Genomic DNA, 24,784 nt, shown 5'->3' on the forward strand with positions numbered 1-24,784 from the left:
TCCCAGAATCGACCAGAGCATGCCGTCCCCCGGTCCGCCGGAAGGAGAGGTGGTGACCATGGCCGCGACAGACGGCCCCGCTCCGGTCACGCTGACGGGCACGGTGCACCCCCCGGACTACTTCCGCGTGGTGGTGCGGGACGGCATCGACTGGGACGTGTGGACGGACGTGCTGCGGGGCCGGGTCGCCGTCGCGCACTTCCGCGGGGCGCTGGACCCCGGCGTCTGCGCGCGGACCGCCCGCGCCCTGTGGGACAGCCCCGGCCTCCAGCGGCCCGCCGGCACCCGCAGGGGCTTCCGGCTCGGCCCCGACCTGGTCGGGGCCCCGGACGTGGACGCGTACCTGGACGCGGTCGAGCGCACCCGGCCGGACGTCGACGCCGTGCTCGCCGCGGGCGGCGACCGCGGCCTGCCCCACCTGCTGGCGGACTACGCCGGGTACGCCGCCGACCGGGGCCTGGAGGTCCGGCTCGCGGAGCACGGGGGCCGGCGGGCGGCGGCGTACAAGCTGCGGGTGCGCACGAGCGCCGCGGGCTTCGCGCTGCTGCCGCACGACGATGCGGAGACCGTGCGGCAGGCGCCCCACCTGAAGGGCTTCGAGGTCCAGGAGACCGAGCACATCTGCGCCGCGGTCGCCTGTGTGGAGAACGACCGCGGCGGCGAGCTGGTGTGCTGGAACCTCTCCCCCGACGCCGGCTCCCGCGGCCTGGTGGGCCACGGCTACGACACCCACGGCTACCCGGAGCGCTCCCTCGCCCCGTTCCAGCGCCTCACGGTGCCGGTCCGGCCGGGCGACGTCCACGTGTTCGACGCGGGTCTGGTCCATGCCGTCGGCCGCCCGGCCGGGGAGGGCACCCATCGCACCGGCGTGCAGTGGAACATGGCCTTCCACGCCACCACGACGATCCTGCAGTGGGCCTGACCCGCGTCACCGCCGGCCCGCCTCAGCTGTGGTCGCGGACGGCCACGATGCCGTTGAAGACGCCCACGTACGCGGTGCCGTCGGGGCCGAGGGTGATCGGCGCCCAGTTGTTGTCGTAGAGCGGGCCGGTACCGGTCAGCCGGCGCCAGCGGCGCTCGCCGGTGCGGAAGTCGACGGCGGTCAGGTACCAGGCGTCGATGCCCCAGGCGTTCGGCTGCTTCTCGTAGACGTAGAGCAGGCCGTTGCCGGCCGACAGCTTCGGCACGGTCGAGGGCGAGCGGACGTCGCTCTCCCAGACGGTGTCGCAACCGCTGCCGTCGGGCCGGACGTCGATCCGGGTGAGCCCGCCGACCACGCTCTTGCCGAGCAGCAGGCCGGTGGGGTTCTCGTAGCCGTAGTTGTTCTCCACGATCACGCTGTTGCCCCAGCTGATCAGGGAGTTGTCGGTGGTCGAGGCCCCGGGGCGGAAGACCGGGACCTTGCACACCAGGCGGCGGTCGGCGGGGACGTCGGTGCCGCGCCGGTGGACCAGGACGTTCATCCGGTCGTCGGCGTTGTCGGTGATCGCGACGTACCCGTCGCCGAACAGGTCCGGGGTGGTGCCCGAACCCTGGTTCACCGAGCCGGGCTTGGTCCCGGTGCCCCGGTCGTAGGTCTGCCGCCACTGCACCTGCGGGGTGCCGTCGGCGGTGGCGCGGAAGGAGTACAGGGCGTGGTCGGTGACGAGGGAGACGCCGTCCTCGGCGACCGCGAAGGAGTTCTGGATCTCCTCGCCCGGGAGCCGGACCGAGCGGATCCGGCCGCTGCCCGGGTCGACCGTGCCCACCCGGCCCTGCCGGGTCACCCACCAGATGCGGCCGTCCCAGTCCGGCATCACGGAGGTGACCGGGTCGCAGGTGCCACTGGGCCACAGGTTGGTCCAGCTGACGCAGTCGTGCGGGACCTGGGAGGTCAGGTCCCAGTCGTCGACGACCTCGAACTGCCAGCGTCCGTCCGCACGTTGGGTGTGGGCCAGGCGCAGGACGTGCTGGCGGGAGTCGGCCAGGACGGCGCGGTCCTGGTCGTCGAGGTAGAAGTAGGCGCCGCCCGAGGTGTCCTTGAAGATCTTCGAAAAGTCGAGGGAGGTGATCGCCTCGACGGTCGAGGAGCGCTGCGGGAGCCGGTACTCGGCGAGGGTGGCCAGGGTGGCCGGGTCGAGCAGCTTGACCCGGAAGCCGGCGAAGGTGCCGCAGACGGTGACGATCCGGCCGCCCGCGTCGAAGGTCGCGGTGGCGCACTCGCCGCCGAGCGCGGCGATCCTCTCGCTGGTCACCTCCGGGTTCCGGCCGAGCGGCCCGGACCAGGGCACGGTGGCGCTGCCGGCGGCGTCGGAGTGCATGCCGCTGCGCCCGTTGGGCGCGAGGTACGGGTGCTGCGGCGGGGCCTGGCCGGGCAGCGGGACGGCGACCGCGGGCGCCCCCTCGTACGAGCTGACCAGGCGGTGTCCCGGGGCCTGCGGGATCTCCTGGCCCTGGACCGGGGAGACCCCGTAGGCCGCCGCGAGGGCGGCGAGGGCCGGGACCGCCGCGCAGTTCAGCGCTCTTCGGAACATCCGGTCGTCCTCCCACGGGTCGGGCACGCCGCGTTGCTGACATCACGTCCGATGTCGCGCCGGGCGCCGACGGTAGGCGGCCGGACACCAGGAGTCCATGGCGCCGCCGGTTCTTTCACGCGGCCGCAACACGGGCCGGACGGCTTGGACCTTCCGCCGAGGGAACCCGGTCCGCGTGGTGGGGACCGCGCCTTGTGGGCGGGGGGAACCGGGGGTTTGGATCGGACGGACATCCGCACGAGGCCGGGCTCGTGGACCGGCCCTGCCCCGGCACCGAAGAAGGCGAACGACACCCATGCTCGACGGCTGTACGCCCTGGCCCCAGGAGTTCGTCGACCGCTACTGGGCGGCCGGCCACTGGCGCGGCAACACGCTGGACAACCTGCTGCGCGGCTGGGCCCTGGAGCACGGGCCTCGGACCGCGCTCGTGCACGGCGCCACCCGGCTGTCGTACGCGGCCCTGAACCGGCGCGTGGACCGCCGGGCCGCCGGCTTCCACCTGCGCGGCCTGCGGCCCGGGCAGCGGGTCCTCGTCCAGCTGCCGAACGTCGCCGAGTGCGTCGTCACCGCCTTCGCCCTGATGCGCGTCGGCACGGTCCCGGTGTTCTGCCCCCTGTCCCTCGGCGCCCCCGCGACGAGCCGTGTCGCGCGGGTCACCCAGGCCGTCGGGTACGTCGGCCCCGCGGCGTACCGGGGCTTCGACCACCTGGGGACGGTCGCCCGGATCGCGGCCGAGCGGCCCTTCCTGCGCCGGGTGTTCACCTACGAGGAGCCGGGCACCTCGTCCCCGTACGGCGGCGTGCGGACCGATCCGTCGGGCTGCCACTACTTCCCGCTGGACTCCGTCGACTCCCCGCCGCGGCCGGCGCTCGTGCAGGGCGCGGACCAGGTGGCCTTCCTGCTGCTCTCCGACGACGACCGTGGCGGCGACGGCGGCGGCGACGGCGACGCCACCCGGCCGCTGCTCGTCCCGCGCACCCATGACGACTTCGCCCACCAGGCGCGGGCCGCCGCCGCGCTGGTGTCGCTCACCGAGGAGGACGTGTACCTGGCCGCACTGCCCGCCGGATCCCCGCTCGCCCTCGGCGGCCCCGGCATCCTGGGCACCCTCTCCGTCGGCGGCACCGTCGTCCTGGCCGGGGACCCGGGCCCCGAGGAGTGCCTGCCGCTCCTCGCGCGGGAGGGGGTCACCGTCACCACGGTGGTGGCCGACGTCGCCCGGCGCTGGGCCGACGCGCTCGACACGGGCGCGGCGGCCCCGGACGCCGGCCCGGGGCGTCTGCGGCTGGTCCAGTTCGCCGGCGCGCCCGTGCCCCGGACGGTCCTCGAACGGACCGGCCGCGCGCTGGACTGCCGGACGCAGCAGGTCCTCGGCGGGCCCGAGGGGCTGCTCGCGCTCACCCGGCCCGGCGATCCGGACGAGGCGGTCCTGACCACGCAGGGCCGCCCGCTCTCGCCCGACCACGAGCTCCGCCTCGTCGGCGCCGACGGGGCGGAGGTGCCGGACGGGGAGCCCGGCAGCCTGCTCGTGCGCGGCCCGTCCACCGTGCGCGGCTACTACCGGGCGCCCGAGCAGGACGCGCGCGCGTTCACCGCCGACGGCTGGTTCCGCACGGGCCTGAGGGCCCGGCGCACCCCGGACGGCGACCTGGTGGTGACCGGCCCCCGGACCTGAGCCCCAGGGCTCGGGCCCGGCGGCCGAAGCCTCAGGGCTTGAGGCTCTCCAGTGCGGTGGCGGTGGCCGTGAGGCCGTCGTGCAGGGTGGCGGCCATGCTGCTGGTCGCGAGCTGGAAGCCGAGCAGGACGCAGATCAGCGCGTGGCTGAACTTGAGACCGCCGCTGCGCAGGAACAGCCAGGCGAGGGCGAGGAGCAGGACGACCACGGAGAGAGAGATCACCATCGAGAACCTCCTGAGTCCCGCGCCATGGTGGCGCAGGGGGAGGTGCCGGCGGGGCCACTGGGTGTCCGCCGTACGGGTGTTGACCGTCCGTGACGGCCGTCAGCGGGCCGTGATCTCGCTCCATCGGGTCACGCGGTCGCACCAGCGTGCGAGCAGGACGGGGTCGTGGCCGACGGCGAGCAGACCCGCGCCCGACGCGGCCCGGTAGTCCTCGACGACCCCGACCAGGGCGGCGGTCGTGGAGGCGTCCAGCATCGCCGTCATCTCGTCGCAGACCAGCCAGCGCGGACGCAGCACCAAGGCCCGCGCCAGGCAAGCCCGTTGCAGCTGGCCGTCGCTGACCTCGTGGGGCCGGCGCGCCAGCAGGTCCGCCCCGAGGCCGACCCGTGCGGCCAGCGGGGGAACGGCCGTGGCCACCTCGGCGCGCCGGCCGGTGGCCCGTAGCGGCTCGGCGACCAGGTCGTACAGCCGCAGCCGCGGGTCGGCGGACAGCCGGGGCTGCTGGAAGACGACCCCGACCGCGGTGCGCAGGGCACGCGGCGCCCGGTGGCGGTAGCGGGTGACCGGGGTCCCGTCCAGGGTGAGCGTGCCGCGCTCGGGGCGGTGCAGCAGGGCGGCGACCTTGGCCAGGGTGGACTTGCCGCAGCCGCTGGGGCCGAGCAGCCCGACGGCCTCGCCGGGGGCGATGCTCAGGTGCGCGCCGCGGACGACCGGGGCCCGGCCGGTGTACCCGGCGGTGATGTCGGCGAGCTCAAGCATGGTGGCAGGCCGTCCCTTCGGTGAACTCGGGCCGCTGCGCGGTGCAGAGGCCGTCGGCGACCGGGCAGCGGGCGGCGAACGCACAGCCGGGCGGCAGGGCGCCCAGCTCGGGCGGGGCCCCGGGTACGGGGGTGAAGGCGCGCTCGGGCAGCGCGTCGAGCAGCCCGCGGGCGTAGGGGTGGCGGGGCCCCCGGGCCCCGAAGAACTCCGCGGCGGGGGTGATCTCCACGATCCGGCCCGCGTACATCACGGCGACGGTGTCGGCGATGCGTTCGGCCGCCGCCAGGTCGTGCGTGATCATCAGCAGGGCCCGGCCGGCGTCGCGGGTGTGGCCGCGCAGTTCGTCGACCGTGGCCTCGACGAGGTCCCGGTCCAGGCCCGTGGTCGGCTCGTCGGCCAGCAGCAGCGGGGCGTCGCCGATCAGGGCGAGCGCGGTGGCGGCCCGCTGGGCGATTCCGCCGGACAGCTCGTGCGGGTAGCGGTCGAGGTGGCCGGGCGGGAACGCCGCCCGCGCGGCGGCCCGTTCGGCGGCGGCCCGGACCCGCGCCGCACGCTCCCGCCGTCCGCCGGCCCCGGCCCGGTGGCCGCCGAGGGCGCGCACGGTCTCCTCCAGGTGGGAGCGGACGGTCCGTACGGGGGTCAGATGGGCGGCGGGACTCTGCGGGACCAGCCCGACCCGCCGGCCGCGCACCTGCCGGGCGAGGGTGCGCTCGTCGGCGGCGAGCAGGTCGAGCCCGTCGGCGAGGCGGGCGGAGCCACACGTCTCGGCGTTGCCGGGCAGCAGCCCGAGCAGGGCGGAGGCGAGCACGGACTTGCCGCAGCCGGACTCCCCGACCAGGGCCAGGCACTCCCCCGCCCCGAGCCGGAAGCCGACGTCCCCGACGGCGACCACGTCCGGCCGCCCCCGCATCCGGAACCGCACCGACAGCCCCTCCACCCGCAGCACGTCCCCGGCGGGGGCGGGCACGGTGTCGGCCGGGGCGGGCGTGGCGGTCACAGGGTCGGCTCCGAGCGCCGGCGCGGGTTCAGCCGGTCGCGCCAGGCGCCGGCCAGGCCCGCGATCGCGAGGGTGGGGAGGATCAGCAGCAGGCCCGGGAAGAGGGTCGGCCACCAGTCGCCCGCGAGCAGGGAGCCCCGCCCGTTCTGCACGAGCGTGCCGAGGCTGGACCGGTCGGCGGGCAGGCCCAGGCCCAGGAAGGACAGGGCCGATTCGTGCCACATCGCGTGCGGCACCATCAGGACGGCCGCCAGCCCGGCCTGCGGCAGCACGCCGGGGACCAGGTGGCGCAGCAGGATGCGGCCGCGGGAGGCGCCCCCGGACAGGGCCGCGTCCAGGTACGGGCGGGCGCGCAGGGACCGGACCTCGGCCCGGACGATCCGGGCGGTCGACAGCCAGTGGGTGACGGCGACGGAGACGACCACGGGCCACAGGCCCGGCCGGAACAGGGCGACCACGAAGATGCCCAGCAGCAGGGGCGGCACGGCGGAGAAGGTGTCCACCGCCCGCATCAGCAGCCGGTCCGGCCACCCCCCGAAGGCCGCCGCCACGGCGCCCACCGCGGTGCCGACCACGGTGGCGACCGCCGCGGCCACCACCCCCACGAGCAGGGACACCCGCAGCCCGTGGACGCAGCGCAGCAGCAGGTCGCGGCCCAGGTCGTCGGTGCCGAACGGGTGCGCCCAGGAGGGCGGCAGCAGTCGCGCGGCCAGGTCCACGGCCTGGGGGTCCACGGGGGCGGCGAGCGGCACCACGAGCGCGGCCGTCAGCAGGACGGCCGCCACCGCGGCCGAGGCCCGCAGCCGCCAGGTCCCGCGCGGGGCGTCAGCCATCGAAGCCCACCCTCGGGTCGGCCAGTCCGTGGAGCAGGTCGGAGAGGAGGTTGCCGGCCAGGACGGCGACGGTGGCGAGCACGGTCAGGGCGGCCAGCAGCGGGAAGTCCACGGAGGTGGCGGCCTGTACGGTCGCGGCGGCGATGCCCGGCCAGCTGAAGACGGTCTCCACCAACAGGGCCCCGGTGATCAGCTCCGGCACCCGCGAGCCGATCAGGGTCAGCACCGGCAGCATCCCGGACCGCAGCCCGTGCCCGAACAGGACGGTCCGCTCGGCCACCCCGCGGGCCCGGGCCCCGCGCACCGGGTCCTCGGCCAGGGCGTCGGCCACGCCCTGGCGCACGTAGAGGAAGAACCAGGGCAGTTGGGACAGCCCCAGGACCAGGGCGGGCAGCACCAGGTGACGGGCCACCTGGCCGGCGGTGACGGTGTCGCCGCCCGCGTCGGTGAGCCCGCCGGAGGGCAGTGCGCCGAGAGTGACGGAGAAGGCCCAGACGGCGAGCAGGCCGAGCCAGAACGGGGGTGCGGCCTCCAGGGTGTAGGCCGCCGCGGACGCGAGGCGGTCCAGCGGGCCGCCGGGGCGGCGGGCGGCGAGCACCCCGAGCAGGGTGCCCGCCGTCGCCGCCAGCAGGAACGCGGTGGCGGCCAGCAGCGCCGACCAGCCGACCCGTTCGGTGATCACGTCGGCGACCGGCTGGCGCATCACCGCCGAGGTGCCGAGGTCGCCGGTGAGGGCCGAGGTGAGCCAGTCCCACCAGCGGGTCACCAGCGGCACGTCGGCGCCGAGGTTGGCGCGCAGTTCGTCGAGCCGGGCCTGGGAGGCGGTCATCCCGGCCTGGCCGGCGTAGGCCTTGACCGGGTCGAAGGGCGAGACGGCGGCGACCGCGAACACCCCGAGGGTGACGGCCGGCAGCACCGGGACCGCGGCCAGGGCGCGGCGCCCGGCCATCCGGGTCATCGCCCGCCAGGGCGGGCGGCGTCGCGCGTCGGGGCGGAACGTCACTGCTTCGGCTTCCAGCTCTCCACGTTCCACCACGGCCCGGCGCCGAGGCCGTGGTCGTGCGGCTCGACCTGGGTGGTGAGGGGGCCCTGCGGCCCTTCCCAGCGGTCGGAGACGACGTACACGTGGTCGATGTGGGTCAGGAAGACATAGCCGGGGTCCTTCACCAGCTCGCGCTGGACGGTGTCGTACGCGGCCTTGCGCACGGCCCGGTCGCCGCTGCGGCGGCCCTCGTCGAGGGCGGCGTCGACGACCGGGTTGGCGTACCGGGCCATGTTGTTGAAGCCGTCGCCGGCGAGGGTGGACTTCAGCAGCAGGTACTGGTCGAAGTCGGGGTCGGCGGGCGAGCCGCCGCCCGCGAGCACCGCCTCGGCCGCCATCCGGGGCTCGATGACCTCCCAGGTGCCGGCCTGCGTGCGCACCTCGATCCCGGCCTTGCGGGCGTCGGAGGCGAAGGCGAGGGCGTGGTCCTGGCGGATCTTGTCGCCGGAGGTGTACCAGAGCGGGAAGGAGGCGCGTACGCCGTCCTTCTCGCGGATCCCGTCGGCGCCGGGCTTCCAGCCGGCCTCGTCGAGGATGCGGGTGGCCTGGGCCAGGTCGTGGGGGCGCTCGGTGCCCTCGGCGAACCAGGGGCTGCCGGTGGGGACGGGCCCGTACGCGGGTCGGCCCGCGCCCTCCAGGAGTCCGTCGACCATGGCCTTGCGGTCGACGGCGAGGTCCAGCGCCCGGCGGACGGCCCGGTCACCGGTGACCTTGTGCTGCGTGGGCAGGGTGACGCTGCGGTGGTCGAAGGTGGAGGCCGCGTAGGTGCGCCGGCCGGAGTCGCGGGCGAAGCCCTTGGCCAGGGCGGGCGGGAGGATCGCGGCGTCGAGCTCGCCCGCACGCAGCCGGGTGGCGCGGACGTCGTCGTCCTTGACGACGGCCATGGTGAACTTCTTCACGGCCGGGGCGCCGCCCCAGTAGTGCGGGTTGGCGGTGAAGCTCAGCTTCTCGCCCTTGGACCAGGCGGTCAGGACGTAGGGGCCGGTGCCGACGGGACGGGTGGTGAACTCGCCGCTGTTGACGTCCTGCCGGCCCGCGACGTGCTCGGGGGCGATGGGCAGCACGGTGCGCTCGGCGAAGGGCGCGTAGGGGTACTTGAGCGTGAAGACGACCGTGTCGGCGCCCTGTTCGGTCACCTCGGAGAGCGCGTCGAGCTCGGTCCTGGAGGCGTTGTTGGTCCTCGCGTCGAGGATGGTGCGGTAGGTGAAGACCACGTCCGTGGCGCTGAACGGCTGTCCGTCGCTGAAGGTCACGCCCTGGCGGAGCCGGTAGGTGTAGCGCAGTCCGTCGGCGGAGACCTCGGGCAGCGCCACCGCGAGGGCGGGCCGCAGGTTCATCTGCGCGTCGTGGGTCAGCAGTCCGTCGAAGATCTTGGAGTTGCCGTCCTTGCCGTAGCCCAGCAGCGGGCTGAGGCTCTCGGGTTCCTCGGCGATGCCCACCACGACGGAGTCGGCCGGGGCGTTCGGGGCGGGGCCGGAGCAGGCCGTCGCGCTCGCGACGAGTGCGGCGATGGCCAGCGCGGTCGCGGCCACCCCTCGTACGGTCCGGGCCGTCATGCTGGTGCACATCCCTGTATTGCGGTGTTTACGTTCATCTGTTCTTGCGAACGAGTCGCAATAATGACAGACGCGATCAGAAACAGACGAACCCGCCCCTCCCGCCCCGCCTCGTGCACGGGTCTTGCCGCACCCCGGATTCCCGTGCCATACATGGCTGACGAAGAGGTCCAGACCTTTCCGGGAGGGGTTCCGTGCGCCAGTGGCCCACCGCCGCGCCCGCCGCGGCCCTGGCCTGCGCGCTGGCCGTGGGCGGCCTGGCCGGCTGCGGCGCCGGGGACGTCCCGCTCCCGCCGGCACCCGCCGGGCTGACCGCGCAGGCGGGCAGCGCGACCTCGGTGCACGTGATGTGGGACGCGGCCACGGGCGGCGGCGGGGCGCGGGTGACCGGCTACCAGGTGTTCCAGGGCGGCACCCTGGTCCGCGAACTGCCCGCGGAGAAGACCATGGTGGACATCACCGGCCTCGCCCCGCAGACCGCCTACGCCTTCACGGTCCGGGCCAAGGCCGCTTCCGGGGCCCTGTCCGCGCCCAGCGCGGAGGCCACCGCCACCACCCCGGCCGCCCGCCCCGAGGACCGGCAGGCCCCCACCGCGCCGGGCACCCTCAGCGCCCGCGCCGAGGGACCGCGCGCGGTCCGGCTCACCTGGTCCCCGGCCTCCGACGACGTGGGCGTGACCGCGTACGACGTCCACCAGGGCGGCGTCCGGATCCACACGGTCACCGGCACCGAGACCGCCACCCTGCTGACCGGACTGCGGCCGGACACGGTCTACACGTTCACCGTGCGGGCCCGGGACGGCGCCGACAACTCCTCCCCCGACGGCCCGGCCGCCGACGCCACCACCCCGCCCGCCGCCGGCCGCGGCCCGAGCACCGCCCCGGCCGACCTCACCGCGGCCGTCTCCCCCGGCACGGTCACCCTGTCCTGGGACCCGCCGGACACCGGGCGGCCGACGACCGAGTACGAGCTCCACATCGACGGCCGGCCCACCACCACGGTCCAGTTCGGCGCCGGGGCGGTCCCCGCGGGCCGGGCCGAGTACCGGCTCACCGTCACCGAACCGGCCGGCACCGTCTGGGCGCTCAAGCTGCGGGCCCGGCTCCCCGACGGCACCTGGGGCGCCTTCTCGGCCGAACGCCGGGTCACGCTCATGGCCGGATCCTGACCACGGCCGGTCACGGGACATCACGCCCCGCCGAAGACCGGCCATGATCCGACGGCTGGACGAACGCATCCGGCCAACACCGGTCACGACGGTGACGGCGACGGTGGTTCTGAGCCAGACTCTGGCGCCGTGCTGGGCAATCTGCCGCCGGAGGCGGCCAGCTTCGTGGGCCGGAAGCGGGAAGTGGCCCTCCTCGACGGCCTGTTGCGCAGGAACCGCCTGATCACCCTCACCGGGGCCGGCGGTGTGGGGAAGTCACGGCTCGCGCTGCGCGCCGTCCGCGCCCACCGGCCGGCCCGCCCCGACGGCACGTGGTGGGTGGAGCTCTCCCCGCTGCGCGATCCCGCCCTGCTGGCCGCGGCCGTCGCCCACGCGCTGGGGCTCTCCCTGCAGTCCACCCGCTCCACCGACGAGGAGCTGTGCGCGTGGATGGCCGACAAGGAGCTGCTGCTCGTCCTCGACACCTGCGAGCACCTGGTGGCGGCCTGCCGCCACCTGATCGGCGACCTGCTCCAGTCCGCCCCCGGGCTGACGGTGCTGGTCACCTCGCGGGAGCCGCTCGGCGGCGCGGGCGAACTGCTCGTGGACGTCCGCCCGTTGCCCGCCGAGGGCCCCGACAGCGACGCCCTGGCCCTCTTCCGCGAGCGCGCCCTGGCCGCCGGCCCCGCGGCGGCGGCCGCCTTCGCCGACCCGGCCGGCACGGCGCTGGCCGCGGCGCTGTGCCGCCGGCTGGACGGCCTGCCGCTGGCCCTGGAACTGGCCGGGGCCCGGCTGCGCCGGCTGACGCTCGGGGAGCTGGCGCAGCGGCTGGACGCCCGCCTGGAGCTGCTCTGCGACGCCGACCCGGCCCTGCCGCCCCGGCACCGGACGCTGCGCACCGCGATCGGCTGGAGCCACGAGCTGTGCGAGCCGGTGGAACGGCTGCTGTGGGCCCGGCTGTCGGTGTTCGCCGGGTCCTTCGACCTCGCGGCGGCCCGGGCCGTGTGCTGCGGCGGCCCGCTGCCCGCCGCCCGGGTGCCGGGGGTCCTCGCGGGGCTGGTGGCCAAGTCGGTCGTGCGGCGCTCGGAGGAGCCCGGCGCCGGCCCCCGCTTCCGGATGCTGGACACCCTGCGCGAGTACGGGCACGGCTGGCTGGCCGAGCTGGACGAGGTGCGCCCCCTCGCCGACCGGCACGCCCACTGGTACGCGGCGCTGGCCGAGGCGGCCGAGCGCGAGTGGCTCGGCCCCCAGCAGGTGGCCTGGTACCGCCGGATGACCGCCGACCACATGCAGCTGCGTGCGGCGCTGGAGCACCTGCTGCGCACGGACGCGGTGGCGGCGCTGGAGATGGCCGGGGCGCTGTGGTTCCTGTGGTTCTCCTGCGGGCACGCGCACGAGGGCAAGGCGTTCCTGGAGCGGGCCCTGGAGGTGGGCCCGCGCACCGGAGCGGCGTACGCCCGGGCCGTCTGGGCGCTCGGGCTGACCTGTCTGCTGCTGGGCGAACTGGACCGGGCGGTGGACTGGGGCCTGGAGTGCATCCGCGCCGCGCGCGGGCTCGCCGACCCCGAACGGGAGCTGCGCGCGGCGTACCTGACAGGGGTCTCGCTGCTGATGGCGGGCGACCCGCACCGGGCCCTGGAGCTGGCCGGCCCGCAGGCCCGGGCGGCCCACGGCGGGCGGGTGGACGGCGTCGGGTGGCTGCTGTGCCGGCTGGCGACCGCGTACGCGCTGAGCGCCCTGGAGCGCTTCGAGGAGGCGGCGGAGGAGGCCCGCGGGCTGCGCGAGGCCTGCGCGGCGCTCGGCGAGCGCTGGCTGCGCGCCTACGCCGACTACGTCCTGTCCTCGGCGGCGCTGGGGCGGGGACGGCACGGGGAGGCGGTACGGCACGTGCGGGCGATGCTCGCGGGCAAGCAGCTCCTCGGCGACCGGATCGGGATCGCGGTGGGCCTGGACCTCCAGGCCGCGGCGGTGGCCGCGCTGGGCGACGGGGAGGAGGCGGCCCGCCTGCTGGGCGCGGGGCACGCGTGGTGGCGCACGGTGGGGCGGCCGCAGCTGGGCTCACCGTCGCTGACGGCCCTGCGGGACCGGGGCGAGCGGCAGGCCAGGGCGGCGATCGGCGACGCGGCCTACGAGCGGGCGTTCGCGTCGGCCGTCCGTGACGGTGCGGTGGCGCCCACCCGCTGAGCGGCAGCGGGCGGGCACCGGCGCGCCGCCTCCCGGCGGTGGCCGGGGGCCGGTAACAAGGCCGGGGCTCCCGTCAGTACGGGAGGGGTCTTCCCGACGGCGTGCGCAGGTCCAGTTCTCGCGGTGCCGGCTTCGGCACGGGCTTGCGGATGATCTGCTGGCGCATGGGGTTCCCCCGATCAGACCAGGGCCGGGACCGGGCGGCGGGGCTCCACCGTCCGGCCGTCGGGCAGCAGTTCGCCGGTGTCGTCGAACACGACCGCGCCGTTGCACAGCAGGCTCCAGCCCTGTTCGGGGTGGGAGACGATGGTCCGGGCCGCTTCACGGCCCGGGCTGTCGGCGGGCGGGCAGGGGGGCTGGTGGGAGCACATGGCGCACCTCCTCGCAGTGTGGGGCGGAGGGCCGGCGGTCACCCGGTCGATTCCGCGATCCACGGTGGCGAGGAGTATTACTGATCACACTGCTCCGGCGTAACCCGTATTCGCCACCCGGTTCACTGAGCACATGCCCGATTACCATGCGTTCATGCCCGTTTTTCGGATCGTTCGACGGACCGCCGCCCCCGCGACGGACGCCTGGCTGCGGCTGACGGACTGGGAACGCCATGGCGCACAGGTGCCGCTGACCCGGACGGTGATCGACACGGCCGGGCCCACCCGCGCCGGAACGGTCTTCACCGCGCGCTCGGGTGTGGGAAGGGTCACGGTCGACGACCCGATGGAGGTCACCCTCTGGCGGCCCCCGGAGGAGGACCGCCCGGGGCTGGTGCGCCTGGAGAAGCGCGGCCGGGTCGTCCTGGGCTGGGCGGAGATCGAGGTGCGTCCCCGGCCGGCGGGCGGCGCGGAGGTGCACTGGCGCGAGGACCTGCGCCTGCGGGGGCTGCCCCGGTTCCTCGACCCCGTGGTGGCGGCGGTGGGACGGCGCGTCTTCGGACGGGCGCTGGACCGGCTGCTGCGCTGAGCACCGCGGCCGGTCCGGCGGCCCCGCCGCCGCCCCTTGCGGGTCAGCGGATCGGCATGTCCGAGAGGGTGCGGGCGATCACCAGGCGCTGGATCTCGCTGGTGCCCTCGAAGATGGTGTAGATGGCGGCGTCCCGGTGCATCCGCTCCACCGGGTACTCGCGCGTGTAGCCGTTGCCGCCGAGGATCTGGATCGCCTGGGCGGTGACCTTCTTGGCCACCTCGCTCGCGTAGAGCTTGGACATCGAGCCCTCGGCGGAGGTGAAGGGTCGGCCCGCGACCGCCATCCAGGAGGCCCGCCACACGAGCAGCCGGGCGGCGTCGATCTGGGTGCGCATGTCGGCGAGCTGGAAGGCCACGCCCTGGTTGTCGATGATCGGCCGGCCGAACTGGGTCCGGGTCCGGGCGTAGTCGAGGGCCACCTCGTACGCGGCGCGGGCGGTGCCCACGGCCATCGCGCCGACCGCCGGGCGGGAGGCCTCGAAGGTGGCCATGGCGGCGTTCTTCACCCGCTCCCCGCCGCTCCTGGCCTTCTCGCGGGCCCGTGCCAGCCGCTCGTCCAGCTTCTCCTTGCCGCCGAGCAGGCAGGAGCCGGGGATCCGTACGTCCTCCAGCACGACCTCCGCGGTGTGCGAGGCGCGGATGCCGTGCTTCTGGAACTTCTGGCCCTGGGACAGGCCGGGGGTCCGCGGCGGGACGATGAAGGAGGCGTGGCCCTTGGTGCCCAGCTCCGGGTCCACGACGGCGACGACGATGTGCACGTTGGCGATGCCGCCGTTGGTGGCCCAGGTCTTGGTGCCGTTGAGGACCCACTCGTCCTTGGCCTCGTCGTAGACGGCGCGGGTGCGCATCGCGCCCACGTCGGAGCCGGCGTCGGGCTCGGAGGAGCAGAAGGCGGCCACCTTCACGTCGTCCGGGGTGCCGTACATCTGCGGGATCCAGGTGCCGATCTGCTCCTCGGTGCCGTTGGCGAGGACGCCGATGGCGGCCAGGCCGGTGCCGACGATCGACAGGGCGATGCCCGCGTCGCCCCAGAACAGCTCCTCCATGGCCATCGGGACGCCGAGGCCCGTCGGGTCGAAGAACTGCTGCGCGTAGAAGTCCAGGGAGTAGATGCCGACCTTGGCGGCCTCCTGGATGATCGGCCAGGGAGTCTCCTCCCGCTCGTCCCATTCGGCGGCGGCAGGACGGATGACATCGGCGGCGAAGCCGTGAATCCAGTCACGGACCTGCTTCTGGTCCTCGTTGAGCTCCATGGTGAACTCCGCCATGTCCCCTCCACTGACTATGCTTGATCCAGCACGCGTTACTTGCGGTAACAGCCACCGCGCGCACAGTCTGTTACTGACCAGTAAGGACTGTCAACGTCCCCCGCCGATTCGTTCGGCAGGGTGTGCGGGGTGTTACGTTGCGTGGGCGGCACGCACCATCGCACGGGCGGGGAGATACACGTCATGGGGACCACCCAGCAGACCGGACAGCAGCCGGCCACGGCCGAGCAGCGCCGACGGGAGCTGCTCGAAGCGGCGGACCGGGTCGTCCTGCGGGACGGGCCGAAGGCCTCCATGAACGCCATCGCCGCCGAGGCGGGCATCACCAAGCCGATCCTCTACCGGCACTTCGGCGACAAGGCCGGGCTCTACCAGGCGCTGGCCGTCCGGCACACCGACGCCCTGCTGGAGTCCCTGCGCGCCGCGCTCGACGCCCCGGCCGAGCGGCGCAAGCGCGTGGAGGCCACCCTGGACACCTACCTGGCCGCGATCGAGGCACGCCCCCAGGTCTACCGCTTCCTGATGCACCCGGCCGAGGACTCGCACACCGCCGAGCGCGGCTTCGACGTCGGCCTGCACTCGGCCCCGCTGCTGCGCCGGCTCGGCGAGGAGCTGGCCAAGGTGATCGCGGAGCGGGTGGACCTCGGCCCCGGCGGCGACGAACTGGCGCGGGTGTGGGGCCACGGCATCGTCGGGATGATGCACGCCGCCGGCGACTGGTGGCTGGGCGAGCGGCCCTGCGCACGCACCGCCCTGGTCGGCGGCCTGACCGATCTGCTGTGGGGCCGCCTGGGCACGGCGGGCAACCGGGCGGGCGGCCCCGGCTTCTGACGGCGCACGGGCCCGGGGGCCGTCCTCGGCCCTCCCCGGCCTCCCCGGCCTCTCCGCCGCCCCTGCGCGCCCCCTACGCCGACCAGGGCGCCCGGCGGATCTGCCGCTGGAGCTTACGGGCCCGCAGGCCCGTGACCCGGTCCGCGTAGACCGTGCCGTCGAGGTGGTCGCACTCGTGCTGGAGGCAGCGGGCGAAGAAGCCCGTGCCCTCGATCCGCACGGGCGCCCCGTCCTTGGTGAAACCCTCGACCACGGCCCGGTCGTGGCGGACCGTGCCGGCCTCCAGGCCGGGCAGGGACAGACAGCCCTCCGGGCCGCGCAGCTCGATCCCGTCGGCCTCCACCAGCCGCGGGTTGACCACGTGCCCGAGGTGGCGCACGTCCTCGTCGTCCGGGCAGTCGTAGACGAAGACCCGCTGGTCCACACCGATCTGGTTCGCGGCCAGCCCCACGCCCTGGGCGGCGTACATGGTGGCGAACATGTCCTCGACCAGCCGGTCGAGGGCCGGGCCGAACTCGGTGACCTCCCGGCAGGGCGAGTGGAGCACGGGCTCGCCCAGCAGGCTCATCGTGCGGACGTGACCGGAGGTGCCGGGAATGGGGCGCTGTCGCATGGCCGTAGCGTACGTCGCACGACGATATGAGTAGTTCCGCGGTGCTACCCGGACGCCGCGGTCAGGGGTCTGGCCGGTTCTGGATAGGCTGGGCCCGGGACCAACCCGAGGAGGAACAGGGACGATGGCAGGCAACACGGAGCCGCTTTCGCCGCGCGCCAAGCTGGCCGTGACGGCGGGGAAGGCCGCGGCGGCGGTGTCGCGGGCCGCGGGACGCGGAAGCGGATCGGTGATCGGAGGCAAGGTCGCGCTCAGGCTCGACCCCGATCTGCTCTCCGCACTGGCGCAGCATCTCGACGTCGTCCTCGTATCGGCGACGAACGGCAAGACCACCACCACGCGTCTGATCGCCGAGGCGCTGCGGGCCAGCGGCCCGGTCGTCTCCAACGCCCTCGGCGCGAACATGCCGGCCGGCATCACCTCCGCCCTCGCGGGCGGTTCGGACGCCAAGTACGGCGTCATCGAGGTGGACGAGAAGTACCTGGCGATGGTGGCCCGGGACGTGACGCCCAAGGCCATCGCGCTGCTGAACCTCTCGCGCGACCAGCTGGACCGCGCCGCCGAGACCCGCATGCTCGCGGAGAAGTGGCGCGAGGGCCTGTCGGGCTCCAAGGCCGTGATCGTCGCCAACTGCGACGACCCGCTGATCGTGTGGGCCGCCTCGTCCTCGCAGAACGTGGTCTGGGTCGCCGCCGGGCAGGAGTGGAAGGACGACGCCTGGTCGTGCCCCTCCTGCGGTGGCGTCATGCAGCGCCCGGGCGACGACTGGTACTGCGCCGAGTGCGGCTTCCGCCGCCCGACGCCCACCTGGGCGCTGTCCGGCGACCACGTGCTCGACCCGCACGGTTCGGCCTGGCCGATCCGGCTCCAGCTGCCCGGCCGCGCCAACAAGGCCAACGCCGCCACCTCGGCCGCCGTGGCCGCCGTCTTCGGCGTGCCCCCGCAGGTCGCGCTGGAGCGCATGTACCAGGTCCAGGCCGTGGCCGGCCGCTACGACGTGGTGACCTTCCAGGGCCGCCAGCTGCGGCTGCTGCTCGCGAAGAACCCCGCGGGCTGGCTCGAAACGTTTTCGCTGATCGACCCGGCGCCCGCGCCGGTGATCCTGGCGGTCAACGCGCGCGGCGCCGACGGCACCGACACCTCCTGGCTGTGGGACGTGGACTACCCGCGTCTGGCCGGCCACCCGATCTTCGTCATCGGTGACCGCAAGCTGGACCTGGCCGTCCGGCTCGACGTCGCCGGCCTGGACTTCCGGGTCTGCGAGACCCTCGACGAGGCCGTGCAGCTCGCGCCGCCCGGCCAGATCGAGCTCATCGGCAACTACACCGCTTTCCAGGACGTGCGCCGCCGCGTCGGCAACTAGTACCCCCGAAGGACAAGAGCATGAGCGACAACAGCCTGCGTCTGGTGTGGGTCTACCCCGACCTGCTGAGCACGTACGGAGACCAGGGCAACGCCCTGGTGGTGGAGCGCCGGGCGCGCCTGCGCGGACTCGACGTCCAGCGCGTGGACGTCCGCAGCGACCAGCCGATCCCGACCTCGGGCGACATCTACCTGATCGGCGGCGGTGAGGACCGCCCGCAGCGCCTGGCCGCGGAGCGGCTGCTGCGCGACGGCGGTCTGGAGCGGGCCGTCTCCAACGGCGCCATCGTCTTCTCCGTCTGCGCCGGCTACCAGATCCTCGGCAACGAGTTCGTCAACGACATGGGCGAGCGCCAGCAGGGCCTGGGCCTGCTGGACGTGGTCACCGTGCGCGGCGAGGGCGAGCGGTGCGTCGGTGACGTGCTGGCCGACATCGACCCGCAGCTCGGCCTGCCGCAGCTGACCGGCTTCGAGAACCACCAGGGCGTCACGCACCTGGGCCCGACGGCCAAGCCGTTCGCCCGGGTCCGGCTGGGCCGTGGCAACGGCACCGGCGACGGCACCGAAGGCGCGTACAACGACACGGTGTTCGGCACCTACATGCACGGCCCCGTGATGGCCCGCAACCCGCAGATCGCGGACCTGCTGCTGAAGCTGGCCCTCGACGTGAACGCGCTGCCGCCGGTCGACGACCGCTGGCACGAGGAGCTGCGCGCCGAGCGCATCGCGGCGGCCACCCAGCCCGCCTAGTCCGCACCCGGCGTACGGCCCGGATTCCCCGCGGGGAGTCCGGGCCGCCGTCTTTTCGTACGATCATCCGGACCAGCATGTGGAGGATGGTTCGGTCCACCCGCCCTCCGCTTGTAGGGTGGCCGGTAGTTCCAACCGGACGACGTGGTCCGGTCGTCGGCCCACGTTGCAAAGGTCTTCCTGCCATGCGCATTGGTGTGCTCACCTCCGGCGGCGACTGCCCCGGTCTGAACGCCGTCATCCGCTCCGTCGTGCACCGCGCCGTCGTCGATCACGGTGACGAGGTCATCGGCTTCCACGACGGGTGGAAGGGCCTGCTGGAGTGCGACTACCGCAAGCTCGACCTGGACTCCGTGGCGGGCATCCTGGCGCGCGGCGGCACCATGCTGGGTTCCTCCCGGGTCCAGCCGGCGCACCTGCGCGACGGCGTCGAGCGGGCCCGCGGGCACGTGGCCGACCTCGGCCTGGACGCGGTCATCCCGATCGGCGGCGAGGGCACCCTGAAGGCCGCGAACCTGCTGGCGCAGGCCGGCCTGCCGATCGTCGGCGTCCCCAAGACCATCGACAACGACATCGCCTCGACCGACGTCACCTTCGGCTTCGACACGGCCGTGACGGTCGCCACCGAGGCCCTGGACCGGCTCAAGACCACCGCCGAGTCGCACCAGCGCGTGATGGTCGTCGAGGTGATGGGCCGGCACACCGGCTGGATCGCCCTGCACTCGGGCATGGCGGCCGGCGCCCACGCCATCGTGGTCCCCGAGCGCCCCTTCGACATCGACGAGCTGACCGCGATCGTCGGCGAGCGGTTCTCCGCGGGCAAGCGCTTCGCGATCGTCGTGGTCGCCGAGGGCGCCAAGCCGCGGCCCGGCTCGATGGAGCTGGAGGAGGGCGGCAAGGACATGTACGGGCACGAGCGCTTCGTCGGCATCGGCAACCGCCTCGCCGTCGAGCTGGAGGACCGCCTGGGCAAGGAGGCCCGCCCGGTCATCCTCGGCCACGTCCAGCGCGGCGGCACCCCCACCGCGTACGACCGGGTGCTGGCCACCCGCTTCGGCTGGCACGCGGTGGAGGCGGCGCACCGCGGCGAGTTCGGCATGCTGACCGCCCTGCGCGGCACGGACATCGTGATGGTGCCGCTGGCGGAGGCCGTCCAGACCCTCAAGACGGTCCCGACCGAGCGCTACGACGAGGCGCAGAACGTCCTGTAGCCCCCGGTGGCCCCGGTTCGCCCCGTTTCGACGCCCCCGGCCGCGAGCGCGGTCGGGGGCGCCATTACTGTAGGGGGCGCACCACGGTCAAGGGAGTGAGCAGATGGATCACAGCGGGCACGGCATGGACATGGACATGGACCTGCCGCCCTTCACCCTCGGCCGGGGGCTGGAGTTCTCCTTCGACGCCTTCTTCCTGATCGGCTGCCTGCTCGGGCTGGCCCTGTACGGCTGGGGCGTGGTGCGGCTGCGCCGCCGCGGCGACACCTGGTCGGCCGGCCGGACCGTCTCCTTCGTGATCGGCGTGCTGAGCGTCGCCCTGGTGATGTGCACCAAGCTCAACGACTACGGCATGGTCCTGTTCAGCGTGCACATGGTCCAGCACATGGTGATCAGCATGCTCTCGCCGATCCTGCTGCTGCTCGGGGCCCCGGTGACGCTGGCGCTGCGCGCCCTGCCGCCGGCCGGCCGGGGCCGTAAGGGGCCGCGCGAGGTGCTGCTGATGTTCCTGCACAGCCGCTACGTGCGGGTGGTCACGCACCCGGCGTTCACGATCCCGCTGTTCATCGCGAGCCTGTACGCGCTGTACTTCACCCCGCTGTTCGACACGCTGATGGGCAGCAAGGCCGGCCACATCGGCATGATGGTCCACTTCCTCGCGGTCGGCCTGGTGTTCTTCTGGCCGATCATGGGCGTGGACCCGGGCCCGCACCGCCCCGGCTACGTGATGCGGATGCTGGAGCTGTTCGCCGGCATGCCCTTCCACGCGTTCTTCGGCATCGCGCTGATGATGGCGAGCGAGCCCATGATCAGCACGTACGCGCACCCTCCGGCCTCGCTGGGCGTGGACGCCCTGCAGGACCAGCAGTGGGCGGGCGGCATCGCCTGGGCCTTCAGCGAGATCCCCTCGGTGCTGGTGCTGATCGCGCTGGTCTACCAGTGGTACCACTCCGAGCAGCGGGCGGCGAAGCGCGCCGACCGGGCCGCGGACCGCGACGGGGACCGGGAGCTGGAGGCGTACAACGCGTATCTCGCCTCGCTCCGCGCGCGTGGCCAGTAGCGCACGGGCCGTACCAGGCGCCACCATGGGGCATGACCGGATCTGTGAAGGCGATGGCCGTGCTGACCTTCGCCGCCCTGGTGGTCGTCGCCACGTACTCGGTGGCGCTCGGCAGCAACGGCTGGCTGTGGTTCGGCTGGATCGTGCTGGGTCTGCTGACCGTCGCCATGGCCGCCTCCCGTAACGGCTGACCGCGGCCCGTCCCCGTAACGGCTGACCGCGGCCCGTCCCCGTACCGCGCTCGCCGCCGCCCGGAGCCGCGCTCGCGCGCCCGCCCGCGGGCCCGCTGCGTCCTCCCACCCCCTGCGCACGGGGGCTGACGGTCCGTACGATGAGCGTGACGGCGAGGAACGACGGCGACGGGAGCGACCGGTTGTTCTACCACCTGCTCAAGCACCTCCTGCTGGGCCCGCTGCTGCGGCTGCTGTTCCGGCCGCGGATCGAGGGGCTGGAGAACATCCCGGAGACGGGGCCCGCGATCGTCGCGGGCAACCACCTGTCCTTCTCGGACCACTTCCTGATGCCCGCCATCCTCAAGCGGCGGATCACCTTCCTGGCGAAGGCCGAGTACTTCACCGGGCCCGGGCTGAAGGGCCGGCTGACCGCCGCCTTCTTCCGCAGCGCCGGGCAGATCCCGGTGGACCGCTCCGGCAAGGAGGCCGGGCAGGCCGCCATCCGCGAGGGCCTGGGCGTCCTGGCCAAGGGCGAGCTGCTGGGCATCTACCCGGAGGGCACCCGCTCGCACGACGGGCGGCTGTACAAGGGCAAGGTGGGGGTGGCCGCGATGGCGCTCGGTGCCGGGGTGCCGGTCGTGCCGTGCGCGATGGTGGGCACCTTCGAGATCCAGCCGCCGGGGCAGAAGCTGCCGAAGCTGGGCCGGGTGACCATCCGGTTCGGCGAGCCGCTGGACTTCTCCCGTTACGCCGGGCTGGAGGGCGAGCGGGCGGTGCTGCGGGCCGTCACCGACGAGATCATGTCGGCGATCCTGGCGCTGTCCGGCCAGGAGTACGTCGACCGGTACGCGGGCGAGGTCAAGGCCGAGCAGGAGGAGGAGCGGAGGAAGGCCCGGCGCGCGCAGCGCTGAACCCTCCCCCGCTCCGGGTCGTACTGTCCCAGGCCCGGCGTCACCGCCGGGGCGACGGCGTCAGCGCCGCGGCAGGGCCGGGAGGTCCGCCTCCGGCAGGTCGGCCGGAGCCGGCGTGAGCGTGCGGGCCGAGGCCGCGGCCGGCGGGGCCGGGGTGGCGTGCGGGCCGCAGGTCACGTCGTAGGTGTCGACCTTGCCGGTGAGCAGGTAGGCGTCCACCCGGCTGTTGATGCACTCGTTCTTCAGCCCGGTGACCCCGTGCGAACCGGCGTCCTTCTCGGTGATCAGGCGCGACCCGGCGAGCCGGCGGTGCAGCTCGACGGCACCGTCGTACGGGGTGGCCGCGTCCCGCTCGGACTGGACGATCAGCACCGGCGGCAGGCCGCGCCGGGCGCCGACCTCGATCGGCTGCTGCTGCTTGGCCCGCCACGTGGCGCAGGGCAGGTTCATCCACGCGTTCGACCAGGTCAGGAAGGGGTACTCCTGGTGCAGCGCGGTGTTGTCACGGTCCCACTTGGCCCAGCTGGTGGGCCACTTGGCGTCCGCGCACTCCACGGCCGTGTAGACGGCGTTGCCGTTCTCGGCGGTCGCGTTGCCGGCGGTGTCGGACATGTCCGGGGCGATCGCGTCGACGAGGGCCTGTGTGTCACCGGCGAGGTAGGCGCTCCAGGTCCGGGCGACGGGCACCCAGGAGGAGTCGTAGTACGGGGCACTCTGGAAGAACCCGAGCAGCTCGGCCGGGCCGACCACGCCGCCGATCGGGTGGGCCTTGGCGGTGGCGCGCAGCTCCCGCCACTTGGCCTCGACCTTCTCCGCGGTGTCGCCGATGTGGAAGACGGCGTCGTTCTTGGCGACCCAGGCCTTCCAGTCGTCCCAGCGCATCTGGAAGGCGACGTCCTGGTCGAGGTTGGCCTCGTACCAGATCTTCTCCTTCGACGGGTTGACCACGCTGTCGACGATCATGCGGCGCACGTGCGTCGGGAACAGGGTGGCGTAGACCCCGCCGATGTAGGTGCCGTAGGAGACGCCGAGGAAGTTGAGCTTCTGCTCGCCGAGGGCGGCCCGGACGACGTCGATGTCCCGTGCGGTGTTCGGCGTGGTCATGTGCGGCAGCATCCAGCCGCTGCGTTCCTTGCAGCCGTCGGCGTACGCGGCGGCCAGCTTGCGCTGGGCGCGCTTGTCGGCCTCGCTGTCCGGGACGGGGTCCATCTTCGGCGCCTTGACGAACTCCTGCGGGTCGATGCAGGAGATCGGCGTGGAGTGGCCGACGCCGCGGGGGTCGAAGCCCACGAAGTCGTAGGCCTTGGAGGTGTTGGCCCACAGCGGGTTCTTGGTGGTCACCCGGCGCGGGAAGCGCATGCCGGAGCCGCCGGGGCCGCCCGGGTTGTACAGCAGCGCGCCCTGGCGCTCCTGCGGGGTGCCGGTGCTGGCGATCCGGTCGACGGCGATGTCGATGGTCCGGCCGTTGGGCTTGGCGTAGTCGAGCGGAACCTTCACGAAGCCGCACTGGATCGGCTTCTCCAGCCCCCAGTCGGCGGGGCAGTCCTTCCAGTCGATCCCGGTGCCGGCCGCGCGGGCGGCGGCGATCTGTACGCCGACTGCCTCGGGCACCCCGAAGTCACCGCCGGCCGGAGCGGCCGTGGCGGACGGGGCGAGGAGCAGTCCGGCGGCGAGCGAGCCGGTGACCAGAGCGGCGGCGCTGCCGAGCGCCGCGGTGCGTATCACGTGGTTGATCCCCCTGCGTCGGATCCGGCCGGTGAACGGCCGGTGTGGGTCTGAGCAACGAGGATCCTGTCGCCTCGTGCGGGCCGCGCGACAGTCCGGCGCGGTGTTCTTTGCCAACCCGATATTCGGTCCGTCGCGTACCGCTGAGCGGAGGGAACGGCACCGGAGCACTGGGCCGACGCTACGTCAGGTGCCCTGCAAGGGAGAGGGTTCGGGGCCGCTGAGTCAGTCGGACGGCCTACGGGCCGAGCCGAGGACGCAGTACGAGCTCGGCAGCGCCGGGCCGCGCTCGGGCAGCCTCAGGGTGCGCTGGGAGACCACGCGGAAGCCGGCCGCCTCGATCGCGGCCAGCGGGTCGCGGGCCGTGTGGCAGCCGCCGAACAGCCGGGGCCACACCGTGGTCCGGTCCAGGGCCCGCTGCACGGCGGCCATCCCGGGCCCGGGCGCCAACCCGTGTTCGAAGAAGCGCAGCTCGGCGCCGGGCCGCAGCACCCGGTACAGCTCGGCCAGGGAGCGCGGCAGGTCGCGTACGGTGCACAGCACCAGGGAGGCCACGGCGGCGTCGAACGCCTCGCTCTTGACCGGCAGGGCCTCGGCCGCGCCGGGAACGACGTCGACGGGGACCTCGGAGCGCAGGGCCGCCTCCGCGGCGAGCCGGCGGAGGGTGCGTTCCGGTTCCACCGCGACCACTTCGGAGACGGCCCGCGGATAGTGGGCGAAGTTCAGCCCGTTGCCCGCGCCGATCTCGATGACCCGCCCGGACAGCCCCGCCAGCAGCTCCCGCCGCAGCGGCGCGACCCCGCCGCGGAGAAGCTCGCCGCCGCGTACGACCTGGTGCTGGTCGAGGGGGCCGGCGACAGCGTGGCCAGGCCGCTGCGGCGCGCGGCGGTGTCCGGGGCCAACGGCTCCGGATAGCGGGCCAGTTCGACCGGGGTCACCCCGGGCCCGGCGAGCCGGGCCCGGGGTGACCCCGGTCGAACTGGCC

24 protein-coding genes are annotated in these 24,784 nt (G+C 74.3%); 12 read left to right on the forward strand and 12 right to left on the reverse strand.

Features of this window, described 5'->3' with window-relative positions; genetic code table 11:
- The first annotated feature begins 58 nt into the window (after window positions 1-58).
- Complete coding sequence (locus EF918_RS04735; protein WP_125641193.1) at window positions 59-922, forward strand: hypothetical protein; 864 nt, start codon at window positions 59-61, stop codon at window positions 920-922.
- Between the two features lie 22 nt (window positions 923-944).
- On the opposite strand, the gene EF918_RS04740 is transcribed toward EF918_RS04735, so the two are convergent.
- The gene (locus tag EF918_RS04740; RefSeq protein WP_260609786.1) at window positions 945-2,513 is read right to left on the reverse strand and encodes a hypothetical protein; all 1,569 of its coding nucleotides are present in this window, start codon (window positions 2,511-2,513) and stop codon (window positions 945-947) included.
- A 295-nt stretch (window positions 2,514-2,808) separates the two neighbouring features.
- Here EF918_RS04740 and EF918_RS04745 point away from each other — a divergent pair, with 295 nt between their 5' ends.
- Window positions 2,809-4,188 carry an AMP-binding protein gene (locus tag EF918_RS04745; protein ID WP_125641196.1) on the forward strand — a complete coding sequence of 460 codons (1,380 nt, stop codon included), beginning with the start codon at window positions 2,809-2,811 and terminating at the stop codon, window positions 4,186-4,188.
- Between the two features lie 31 nt (window positions 4,189-4,219).
- On the opposite strand, the gene EF918_RS04750 is transcribed toward EF918_RS04745, so the two are convergent.
- From EF918_RS04750 to EF918_RS04775, 6 genes are all read right to left on the reverse strand, one after another.
- Window positions 4,220-4,414 carry a hypothetical protein gene (locus tag EF918_RS04750; protein WP_125641199.1) on the reverse strand — a complete coding sequence of 65 codons (195 nt, stop codon included), beginning with the start codon at window positions 4,412-4,414 and terminating at the stop codon, window positions 4,220-4,222.
- A 99-nt stretch (window positions 4,415-4,513) separates the two neighbouring features.
- Complete coding sequence (locus EF918_RS04755; protein WP_125641202.1) at window positions 4,514-5,173, reverse strand: ABC transporter ATP-binding protein; 660 nt, start codon at window positions 5,171-5,173, stop codon at window positions 4,514-4,516.
- Window positions 5,166-6,170: an ABC transporter ATP-binding protein gene (locus EF918_RS04760; RefSeq protein WP_260609789.1), complete on the reverse strand. Its 1,005-nt coding sequence runs from the start codon at window positions 6,168-6,170 to the stop codon at window positions 5,166-5,168. The genes EF918_RS04755 and EF918_RS04760 overlap by 8 nt, the downstream gene beginning before the upstream one ends.
- Window positions 6,167-7,003 (reverse strand): ABC transporter permease, encoded by an 837-nt coding sequence (locus EF918_RS04765; RefSeq protein WP_125641205.1) that lies wholly within the window; start codon window positions 7,001-7,003, stop codon window positions 6,167-6,169. The genes EF918_RS04760 and EF918_RS04765 overlap by 4 nt, the downstream gene beginning before the upstream one ends.
- Complete coding sequence (locus EF918_RS04770; protein WP_125641253.1) at window positions 6,996-7,961, reverse strand: ABC transporter permease; 966 nt, start codon at window positions 7,959-7,961, stop codon at window positions 6,996-6,998. The genes EF918_RS04765 and EF918_RS04770 overlap by 8 nt, the downstream gene beginning before the upstream one ends.
- A 41-nt stretch (window positions 7,962-8,002) precedes the next feature.
- Complete coding sequence (locus EF918_RS04775; protein WP_125641256.1) at window positions 8,003-9,601, reverse strand: ABC transporter substrate-binding protein; 1,599 nt, start codon at window positions 9,599-9,601, stop codon at window positions 8,003-8,005.
- A gap of 194 nt (window positions 9,602-9,795) precedes the next feature.
- On the opposite strand from EF918_RS04775, the gene EF918_RS04780 reads away from it, so the two are divergent.
- Complete coding sequence (locus EF918_RS04780; RefSeq protein WP_125641208.1) at window positions 9,796-10,770, forward strand: fibronectin type III domain-containing protein; 975 nt, start codon at window positions 9,796-9,798, stop codon at window positions 10,768-10,770.
- A 129-nt stretch (window positions 10,771-10,899) separates the two neighbouring features.
- The gene (locus tag EF918_RS04785; protein ID WP_125641211.1) at window positions 10,900-12,933 is read left to right on the forward strand and encodes an NB-ARC domain-containing protein; all 2,034 of its coding nucleotides are present in this window, start codon (window positions 10,900-10,902) and stop codon (window positions 12,931-12,933) included.
- Between the two features lie 179 nt (window positions 12,934-13,112).
- On the opposite strand, the gene EF918_RS04790 is transcribed toward EF918_RS04785, so the two are convergent.
- Entirely contained in the window at window positions 13,113-13,304 is a 192-nt protein-coding gene (locus EF918_RS04790) for a DUF5999 family protein (RefSeq protein WP_125641214.1), read from the reverse strand.
- A 154-nt stretch (window positions 13,305-13,458) separates the two neighbouring features.
- Between EF918_RS04790 and EF918_RS04795 the strand changes: the two genes are divergently transcribed.
- The gene (locus tag EF918_RS04795; RefSeq protein WP_125641217.1) at window positions 13,459-13,893 is read left to right on the forward strand and encodes an SRPBCC family protein; all 435 of its coding nucleotides are present in this window, start codon (window positions 13,459-13,461) and stop codon (window positions 13,891-13,893) included.
- A gap of 43 nt (window positions 13,894-13,936) precedes the next feature.
- Here EF918_RS04795 and EF918_RS04800 read toward each other — a convergent pair whose 3' ends face one another.
- Entirely contained in the window at window positions 13,937-15,163 is a 1,227-nt protein-coding gene (locus tag EF918_RS04800; protein WP_125641220.1) for an acyl-CoA dehydrogenase family protein, read from the reverse strand.
- A gap of 183 nt (window positions 15,164-15,346) precedes the next feature.
- On the opposite strand from EF918_RS04800, the gene EF918_RS04805 reads away from it, so the two are divergent.
- Window positions 15,347-15,994, forward strand: coding sequence for a TetR family transcriptional regulator (locus tag EF918_RS04805; protein ID WP_125641223.1), 648 nt, complete (start codon window positions 15,347-15,349; stop codon window positions 15,992-15,994).
- 73 nt (window positions 15,995-16,067) lie between these two features.
- On the opposite strand, the gene def is transcribed toward EF918_RS04805, so the two are convergent.
- Window positions 16,068-16,607: a peptide deformylase gene (gene def, locus EF918_RS04810; RefSeq protein ID WP_125641227.1), complete on the reverse strand. Its 540-nt coding sequence runs from the start codon at window positions 16,605-16,607 to the stop codon at window positions 16,068-16,070.
- Window positions 16,608-16,731: 124 nt separating this feature from the next.
- On the opposite strand from def, the gene EF918_RS04815 reads away from it, so the two are divergent.
- The 6 genes from EF918_RS04815 (at window position 16,732) to EF918_RS04835 (ending at window position 22,074) form a co-directional block, all read left to right on the forward strand.
- Complete coding sequence (locus EF918_RS04815) at window positions 16,732-17,970, forward strand: MurT ligase domain-containing protein (RefSeq protein ID WP_125641230.1); 1,239 nt, start codon at window positions 16,732-16,734, stop codon at window positions 17,968-17,970.
- A 20-nt stretch (window positions 17,971-17,990) separates the two neighbouring features.
- Window positions 17,991-18,719: a type 1 glutamine amidotransferase gene (locus tag EF918_RS04820; protein WP_125641234.1), complete on the forward strand. Its 729-nt coding sequence runs from the start codon at window positions 17,991-17,993 to the stop codon at window positions 18,717-18,719.
- A 185-nt stretch (window positions 18,720-18,904) separates the two neighbouring features.
- Entirely contained in the window at window positions 18,905-19,930 is a 1,026-nt protein-coding gene (locus EF918_RS04825; protein ID WP_125641238.1) for a 6-phosphofructokinase, read from the forward strand.
- 103 nt (window positions 19,931-20,033) lie between these two features.
- On the forward strand, window positions 20,034-20,990 hold the full coding sequence (locus EF918_RS04830) for a cytochrome c oxidase assembly protein (RefSeq protein ID WP_125641241.1): 957 nt from the start codon (window positions 20,034-20,036) through the stop codon (window positions 20,988-20,990).
- A gap of 32 nt (window positions 20,991-21,022) precedes the next feature.
- A complete protein-coding gene (locus tag EF918_RS36750; RefSeq protein WP_185921592.1) occupies window positions 21,023-21,181 on the forward strand; it encodes a hypothetical protein in 159 nt (52 codons plus the stop codon).
- Window positions 21,182-21,363: 182 nt separating this feature from the next.
- The gene (locus EF918_RS04835; RefSeq protein WP_125641259.1) at window positions 21,364-22,074 is read left to right on the forward strand and encodes a 1-acyl-sn-glycerol-3-phosphate acyltransferase; all 711 of its coding nucleotides are present in this window, start codon (window positions 21,364-21,366) and stop codon (window positions 22,072-22,074) included.
- 60 nt (window positions 22,075-22,134) lie between these two features.
- Here the strand turns inward: EF918_RS04835 and EF918_RS04840 are convergent, their stop codons facing one another.
- Entirely contained in the window at window positions 22,135-23,799 is a 1,665-nt protein-coding gene (locus EF918_RS04840; RefSeq protein WP_125641244.1) for an alpha/beta hydrolase, read from the reverse strand.
- A 225-nt stretch (window positions 23,800-24,024) separates the two neighbouring features.
- The coding region (locus tag EF918_RS04845) for a class I SAM-dependent methyltransferase (protein WP_260609792.1) at window positions 24,025-24,784 on the reverse strand (760 nt) is incomplete at its 5' end.

Source organism: Streptomyces sp. WAC06614 (assembly GCF_003949795.1).
Lineage (GTDB): Bacteria > Actinomycetota > Actinomycetes > Streptomycetales > Streptomycetaceae > Streptomyces.

Bases quoted from the DNA above. Each gene is read 5' to 3' on its own strand.
- EF918_RS04805 (WP_125641223.1), top strand. From the start codon at position 15,347: ATGGGGACCACCCAGCAGACCGGACAGCAGCCGGCCACGGCCGAGCAG.
- EF918_RS04790 (WP_125641214.1), bottom strand. From the start codon at position 13,304: ATGTGCTCCCACCAGCCCCCCTGCCCGCCCGCCGACAGCCCGGGCCGT.
- EF918_RS04750 (WP_125641199.1), bottom strand. From the start codon at position 4,414: ATGGTGATCTCTCTCTCCGTGGTCGTCCTGCTCCTCGCCCTCGCCTGG.
- EF918_RS04775 (WP_125641256.1), bottom strand. From the start codon at position 9,601: ATGACGGCCCGGACCGTACGAGGGGTGGCCGCGACCGCGCTGGCCATC.
- EF918_RS36750 (WP_185921592.1), top strand. From the start codon at position 21,023: ATGACCGGATCTGTGAAGGCGATGGCCGTGCTGACCTTCGCCGCCCTG.
- EF918_RS04820 (WP_125641234.1), top strand. From the start codon at position 17,991: ATGAGCGACAACAGCCTGCGTCTGGTGTGGGTCTACCCCGACCTGCTG.
- EF918_RS04830 (WP_125641241.1), top strand. From the start codon at position 20,034: ATGGATCACAGCGGGCACGGCATGGACATGGACATGGACCTGCCGCCC.
- EF918_RS04765 (WP_125641205.1), bottom strand. From the start codon at position 7,003: ATGGCTGACGCCCCGCGCGGGACCTGGCGGCTGCGGGCCTCGGCCGCG.
- EF918_RS04770 (WP_125641253.1), bottom strand. From the start codon at position 7,961: ATGACCCGGATGGCCGGGCGCCGCGCCCTGGCCGCGGTCCCGGTGCTG.
- EF918_RS04740 (WP_260609786.1), bottom strand. From the start codon at position 2,513: ATGTTCCGAAGAGCGCTGAACTGCGCGGCGGTCCCGGCCCTCGCCGCC.
- EF918_RS04815 (WP_125641230.1), top strand. From the start codon at position 16,732: ATGGCAGGCAACACGGAGCCGCTTTCGCCGCGCGCCAAGCTGGCCGTG.
- EF918_RS04735 (WP_125641193.1), top strand. From the start codon at position 59: ATGGCCGCGACAGACGGCCCCGCTCCGGTCACGCTGACGGGCACGGTG.
- EF918_RS04825 (WP_125641238.1), top strand. From the start codon at position 18,905: ATGCGCATTGGTGTGCTCACCTCCGGCGGCGACTGCCCCGGTCTGAAC.
- EF918_RS04795 (WP_125641217.1), top strand. From the start codon at position 13,459: ATGCCCGTTTTTCGGATCGTTCGACGGACCGCCGCCCCCGCGACGGAC.
- EF918_RS04800 (WP_125641220.1), bottom strand. From the start codon at position 15,163: ATGGCGGAGTTCACCATGGAGCTCAACGAGGACCAGAAGCAGGTCCGT.
- def (WP_125641227.1), bottom strand. From the start codon at position 16,607: ATGCGACAGCGCCCCATTCCCGGCACCTCCGGTCACGTCCGCACGATG.
- EF918_RS04745 (WP_125641196.1), top strand. From the start codon at position 2,809: ATGCTCGACGGCTGTACGCCCTGGCCCCAGGAGTTCGTCGACCGCTAC.
- EF918_RS04755 (WP_125641202.1), bottom strand. From the start codon at position 5,173: ATGCTTGAGCTCGCCGACATCACCGCCGGGTACACCGGCCGGGCCCCG.